Genomic DNA, 6242 nt, shown 5'->3' with positions numbered 1-6242 from the left:
CAGCATTCGACGCTTGGCTATCGTTCACCCTGCCAGTATTTAGATGACTGGCTCACTGAGCAACATCAGGAAAAACAGGCGGCATAAAAGCCACCTGTTGGAAGACGAAAAATCGAGGGGAGCTCAGGCCAATTGATCGACAATTAATCGAATTACCGGAAAACGCCGTGAAATTTTCCAAATTATGGCAAACTGCGTGCTGATTTCGGGAGTCATGCGTTGAGTATGTTAAAAAATTTACCGTTTGAGTGGTTGGTCGGTATTCGCTATACCCGCGCGGGCAAGCGTAGCGGCCGCAACAGTTTTATTTCCTTCATTTCGCTGATTTCGATGGCCGGCATCGCTCTGGGCGTGGCAGCGTTGATCGTGGTGTTGTCGGTGATGAACGGGTTCCAGACCGATGTGCGCGACCGTATGTTGTCGGTACTGGCGCATATCGAGGTGTTCGACGCCTCCGGTTCGATGCAGAATTGGGATGCAGTTGCCAAGGATGCGTTCAAGAACAAGGAGGTAATCGGCGCAGCGCCATATGTCGATGCCCAGGCCTTGCTATTGCATGACGGCGTGCTGCGGGGTGTCGCGGTACGCGGCGTGCTGCCTTCAGAAGAACCGAAGGTGTCCGAAGTGGCGAGCAAGATCAGGCAGGGCAGCTTTAATGATCTGAAGCCGGGAGAGTTCAACATCGTGCTCGGTATCGAATTGGCGCGCGCGCTGAGCGTCGGAGTTGGCGACAAGGTAACGCTGATGGCGGCGCAAGGCCAGGTAACGCCGGCGGGTGTGATCCCCCGTCTGCGGCAGTTCACGGTTGCCGGTATTTTCGAGGCCGGTCATTTTGAATATGACTCGACGCTCGCTTTCATTCAATTGTCCGACGCAGAAAAGATGTTTCGTCAGGATTCGCCGTCTGGCGTTCGCCTGAAAATTACAGACATGTTGCAGGCCCCGCAGGTGGTGCAGCAGTTGGTAACCACCTTGCCGCCGAATTTGTATCTGCGCGACTGGACCCAGCAGAATAGTAACTGGTTCGCTGCCGTCAAGACCGAAAAACGCATGATGTTCATCATCCTGACACTGATTATTGCGGTAGCCGCGTTCAATCTGGTGTCGACGTTGGTGATGACGGTGACTGACAAGCAGGCTGACATTGCAATTCTCCGTACGCTAGGCGCCTCGCCCCGATCAATCATGAAGATTTTCATGATTCAGGGCGCGCTTGTGGGGCTGATAGGCGCAGCCATCGGGATCGGCCTCGGCGTGCTGGTAGCGCTGAATATTGACGTTATCGTGCCGTTCATCGAGCGCATGCTGCATGTGCAGTTCCTGCCGAAGAGCATCTACGTGATTACCGAATTGCCATCAGACCTGCGTTGGCCGGACGTCTGGACCATCGGCAGCGTTGCTGTGGTGCTGGCTTTCCTGGCTACCCTGTATCCGAGCTGGTGGGCGGCCCGGGTGAAACCTGCTGAGGCTTTGCGTTATGAGTAATACCAACACAAACAATCAAACAAATAACGATATCGTGTTGTCCTGTCGCAATCTGGGCAAGACGTTTGCTCAGGGCAGTTATTCGGTCAAGGTGTTGAGCGGTATCGATATCGATGTCGCCAAGGGCGAGCAGGTGGCCGTCGTCGGGGCCTCCGGATCGGGCAAGTCAACCTTGCTCCATCTGCTGGGCGGGCTCGACACGCCGAGCGCAGGCAGCGTCAGCCTGCTCGGCAATGACTTCACAGCTCTGGGCGAAAAGGCGCGTGGCGACTTGCGCAATACCGCGCTCGGTTTCGTCTACCAGTTTCATCATCTGCTACCGGAATTTTCCGCGCTCGACAATGTGGCGATGCCGCTGATGATCCGCCGTCTCAAGCGTGCCGATGCGCAGGAACAGGCGCGCACGATCCTGGCGCGGGTCAAACTGGCAGAGCGGGTGATCCACGTGCCGGGCGAATTGTCCGGCGGCGAGCGTCAGCGGGTTGCTCTGGCGCGGGCGCTGGTCACCAAGCCCGCTTGCGTGCTGGCAGACGAGCCGACCGGCAACCTCGACCGCGCGACCGCGCAATTGACTTTCGATCTGATGTTGGAACTGTCGCAGACATTGGGTACGGCTTTCGTGATCGTAACCCACGATATCGAACTGGCGCGCCGCTGCGGCCGCATCCTGCGCTTGTCAGAGCGCGGGCTGGAGCTATATCAGGATTAAACCAGGAGTAGGCCGGGCACGGTTGCTAGCCTTTCATGTGGTAAGCCCGATCAGGATTGATTGACGGTCACTGCTGCCGGTTTGCCCGCATCAGGATTAAGGTGTTGCAGACTGCCGAAGAACAGCGCGTACTGGCGTGTGAATTGCGCGCCAAAAAAGAAAATTTGCGCTGAATAGTAAATCCACAGCAGCAGCGCAATCACCGAACCGGCGGCACCATAACTGGAGGCAATGCCGCTGTCGCCGAGGTAGATGCCAATCAGGTACTTGCCCAGCACGAACAGGGCGGCCGTGCCGATCGAACCGATCCAGACATCGCGCCACGGCAGCTTGGTCTGTGGCAGCATCTTGAAGATCGAGGCAAACAGGCTGGCGATCACGGCAAATGCAAACAGCTGCGACAGTGGTGAGAAAATCGTCGTGACGTTAATCCAGATGCCACCCAGATACTTGGCCAGTAAGGCCAGTGCCGCGCTTACCACCAGTGAGGTCAGCAGCAGGAAGGTCAGCACCAGGATCAGTCCAAACGACAGCAGGCGCGTCCTTATCAAGGACATCAAGCCGGACTGGCGGGCGCGCTCGACATACCAGATTTCATCCAGGCTATCCTTCAATTCAGAAAACACGGTGGTGGCGCCGACCAGCAGCACGGCCACCGCAATGATGGCTGCCAGCGGGCCCGACTGGTTTTTATGGGCTGCGGCCAGCAACAGCTGGATGGCATCGGCACCAGTGGCCCCGATCAGTCCCGAAAATTGGCCGAAAATCTCCCCGCGCGCCGCTTCTTCCCCGAATACCGCGCCGGCAATCGCAATGACGAGTATGAGCATCGGCGCCATTGAGAATAGCGTGTAGAACGCAAGGGCGGCGCCCTTGCTGCCCGAGCGTTGCTTGAACCACTCTTGGACCGTGCTTGAAAGCATCGCCTGGGTGCGCTGGTAATCGGGAAGTTTTATCATGTGCGAGGGACTTTCTGTCAGTGACAGGTATTTACCTGCCGAATCGGCTATGCTCAAAGCGCGGATCCGGGCCGTTTTCCAGTTTGCGAACAATGCCGCTATCGTCGAAGTAGACGGTCATCTCGGAGTTCCACACGCCCGCCTCTTTGTAGGCGTAGTTCCAGCCGTTCAGCTTGATGCGGTCGTAGTAGACTGTCTCGAACGGTTTGCCTATGGTGCGTAGTACATCTGCCCGGTTGGACTGGCCGACCTTGATGGTGGCAAATTTTTCCAGGGTCAGCACTTGTTCGTACGAGATTAATCTTTGGTCAGGGCCGATTCTGGCCATGTACGTGGCTTGACCAAGGGGGCCGCGTGCATATTCCAATAATACATCATTGCCGTCTTGATAAGTCCCGCTTGGTTTGCTAAGCCGTGCCAGCACCTGTGTCTCTGGCTCGCCGGGGCTGACCGGCGGCGCCATCAGCGAGGCGCAGCCGGTCAGCGTCAGCAGCATGCCGGCTAACAGGGGCGAGTAAAACTGCTTCATGGTAATGCTCCTAAAAGAATGTTGTTGGCGTCGCGCTAAGTATTTGAATCGGCAGGAATTTTGCTATATACTGCCGGTCTGGTCAGATATGGCCGGATTCATTAATCGTTGTTCACGGTGCATAAGGTTCAGGGTTGCATTCCGTATAGCCCTTACTTTGTACACCGCTTGTGAAAGGTAAAGCATGGCTATCGAAAAAACAGCTAAGGCCGCTATTATCGCTGATAATGCGCGCGGTCAAAACGACACCGGCTCCCCAGAAGTGCAAGTTGCGCTGCTGACAGCCCGTATCAACGACCTCAACGGCCACTTCAAGGCCCACGCCAAGGATCACCATTCCCGCCGCGGTCTGATCATGATGGTTAACCGTCGTAAGAGCCTGCTGTCCTACCTCAAAGGTAAGGACCTGAACCGTTACCGTTCGCTGATCGAAAAACTCGGCCTGCGTAAGTAATCGTCAGTGCGAGACTCGTCGTCGGCCCCGGTTATTTTCTGCGACATCCTGTTTCGATATGTCGCTACAATGTCCTTGGTCCGTCGATAAGTTGAAAAAATGCCTGTATCAGTCTCTGATGCGGGCATTTTTGCTTTTGGCAGCAGCTTTTTTGCGGCTTATCTGCACAAGTTTCAAGAAGCAAGAAGTTGGTACTAAGCAAGGAGACGGCAATTCATTGGCGCTAGCCAGCGATGAAGCGTCTGTGGTGAGGTGAGCGACAGCGCCTGAAAATCTGTCGGCAAATAAACAATTGCGGGAAAGAGTTTAAGAGTCGCAAGCGTTCGCTTGCAGCGAATTACTCCGCCCCCAACTGATGAGAAGGATATACCGTGTTTAATAAAGTTACTAAGACCTTCCAGTATGGTCAGCATCAGGTCACGCTGGAAACTGGCGAGATCGCTCGTCAAGCCTCCGGCGCAGTGATCGTATCAATCGAAGATACCGTTGTGCTGGCTACCGTTGTGGCACGCAAAGATGCCAAGCCAGGTCAGGATTTTTTCCCATTGACCGTTGATTATGTTGAAAAGACCTACGCAGCTGGCCGTATCCCGGGCGGTTTCTTCAAGCGCGAAGGCCGTCCTTCCGAAAAAGAAACCCTGACATCGCGTCTGATCGATCGTCCGATCCGCCCGCTGTTCCCAGAAGGTTACCTGAATGAAGTGCAAGTCATCATTCACGTGCTGTCGGTGAATCCGGAAATCGATCCAGATATCGCCGCAATGATCGGCGCTTCGGCAGCCCTGTCGGTTGCCGGTATTCCTTTCGCAGGCCCGGTTGGTGCTGCTCGCGTTGGTTATATCAACGGTCAGTACGTATTGAATCCGACCACATCGCAGTTGACCAAGTCCGAGATGGACCTGGTGGTTGCCGGTACTGAAACTGCCGTGCTGATGGTGGAATCGGAAGCCCAGCAATTGTCTGAAGAAATCATGCTGGGCGCGGTCGTATTCGGTCACGAGCAATCGAAAGCTTTGATTGATGCGATCCATGAATTGGTGCGCGATGGCGGCAAGCCTGAAGTCGAGTGGAGCCCGGCACCGAAGAATGACGCGCTGATCGCTCGCGTTGCGCATTTCGGTGAAGCCAAGCTGCGTGCAGCTTACCAAATCAAAGACAAGCAAGCCCGTACTACCAAGTTGAAAGACGCTACCGCTGAAGTCAACGCGGATCTGGCGGCAGAAGCTGCATCGATCGGCGCTGCTGCGCCGGATTCGGCGGAAGTCAGCGGCATTCTGTTCGATCTGGAAGCCAAGATCGTCCGTTCGCAGATCCTCGAAGGCGAGCCGCGTATCGATGGCCGCGATACACGTACTGTGCGTCCGATCACGATCCGTACCGGCGTTCTGCCGCGTACTCACGGTTCGGCATTGTTCACCCGCGGTGAAACGCAGGCGCTGGTGGTTGCCACGCTGGGTACCGCACGCGACGAACAAAAGATCGACGCGCTGATGGGAGAGTACTCGGACCGCTTCATGCTGCACTACAACATGCCACCGTTTGCTACTGGCGAAACCGGCCGCGTTGGTACGCCAAAGCGCCGTGAAATCGGTCACGGCGCTTTGGCCAAGCGTGCTTTGCAAGCTGCGCTGCCAGCACCGGAAGATTTCAGCTACTCGGTGCGCCTGGTGTCGGAAATCACTGAATCGAACGGTTCGTCGTCGATGGCTTCGGTCTGCGGCGGCTGCCTGGCGTTGATGGATGCCGGCGTGCCGATGCAATCGCACGTCGCCGGTATCGCCATGGGCCTGATCAAGGAAGGTAGCAAGTTCGCCGTCCTGACGGACATTCTGGGCGATGAGGATCACCTCGGCGACATGGACTTCAAGGTGGCCGGTACCGCTAACGGTATTACTGCATTGCAGATGGATATCAAGATTCAGGGCATCACCAAGGAAATCATGCAGGTCGCTTTGGCGCAAGCCAAGGAAGGCCGTATCCATATCCTCGGCAAGATGCAGGAAGCGGTACCGCACGGTAAAGCCGAGCTGTCCGATTTCGCACCGCGCCTGATCACCATCAAGATCAATCCGGAAAAGATCCGTGACGTGATCGGCAAGGGCGGCG

The 6242-nt window shown here is 56.0% G+C and carries 6 protein-coding genes; 4 read left to right on the top strand and 2 right to left on the bottom strand.

The window, feature by feature from the left end:
• The first annotated feature begins 219 nt into the window (after positions 1 to 219).
• On the top strand, positions 220 to 1485 hold the full coding sequence (locus tag ACIQ0R_RS10645) for a lipoprotein-releasing ABC transporter permease subunit (RefSeq protein WP_395827039.1): 1266 nt from the start codon (positions 220 to 222) through the stop codon (positions 1483 to 1485).
• The gene (gene lolD, locus ACIQ0R_RS10640) at positions 1478 to 2194 is read left to right on the top strand and encodes a lipoprotein-releasing ABC transporter ATP-binding protein LolD (RefSeq protein WP_395827036.1); all 717 of its coding nucleotides are present in this window, start codon (positions 1478 to 1480) and stop codon (positions 2192 to 2194) included. The genes ACIQ0R_RS10645 and lolD overlap by 8 nt, the downstream gene beginning before the upstream one ends.
• A 50-nt stretch (positions 2195 to 2244) precedes the next feature.
• Here the strand turns inward: lolD and ACIQ0R_RS10635 are convergent, their stop codons facing one another.
• Complete coding sequence (locus ACIQ0R_RS10635; RefSeq protein WP_395827033.1) at positions 2245 to 3153, bottom strand: YihY/virulence factor BrkB family protein; 909 nt, start codon at positions 3151 to 3153, stop codon at positions 2245 to 2247.
• 31 nt (positions 3154 to 3184) lie between these two features.
• Positions 3185 to 3682 carry an outer membrane protein assembly factor BamE gene (gene bamE / locus ACIQ0R_RS10630; RefSeq protein WP_395827031.1) on the bottom strand — a complete coding sequence of 166 codons (498 nt, stop codon included), beginning with the start codon at positions 3680 to 3682 and terminating at the stop codon, positions 3185 to 3187.
• Positions 3683 to 3866: 184 nt separating this feature from the next.
• Here bamE and rpsO point away from each other — a divergent pair, with 184 nt between their 5' ends.
• Positions 3867 to 4136, top strand: coding sequence for a 30S ribosomal protein S15 (gene rpsO, locus ACIQ0R_RS10625; protein ID WP_395827028.1), 270 nt, complete (start codon positions 3867 to 3869; stop codon positions 4134 to 4136).
• Between the two features lie 371 nt (positions 4137 to 4507).
• A partial coding sequence (gene pnp, locus ACIQ0R_RS10620; RefSeq protein WP_395827025.1) for a polyribonucleotide nucleotidyltransferase occupies positions 4508 to 6242 on the top strand: 1735 nt, incomplete at its 3' end.

This window comes from Collimonas sp. (assembly GCF_044339385.1).
GTDB lineage: Bacteria > Pseudomonadota > Gammaproteobacteria > Burkholderiales > Burkholderiaceae_D > Collimonas.
The sequence above is the reverse complement of the archived record's forward strand: the minus strand, read 5'-3'. Positions and strand labels throughout refer to the sequence as shown.

Excerpts from the sequence above, each read along its gene's own strand:
- rpsO (WP_395827028.1), top strand. The coding sequence starts at position 3,867 with ATGGCTATCGAAAAAACAGCTAAGGCCGCTATTATCGCTGATAATGCG.
- ACIQ0R_RS10635 (WP_395827033.1), bottom strand. The coding sequence starts at position 3,153 with ATGATAAAACTTCCCGATTACCAGCGCACCCAGGCGATGCTTTCAAGC.
- bamE (WP_395827031.1), bottom strand. The coding sequence starts at position 3,682 with ATGAAGCAGTTTTACTCGCCCCTGTTAGCCGGCATGCTGCTGACGCTG.
- lolD (WP_395827036.1), top strand. The coding sequence starts at position 1,478 with ATGAGTAATACCAACACAAACAATCAAACAAATAACGATATCGTGTTG.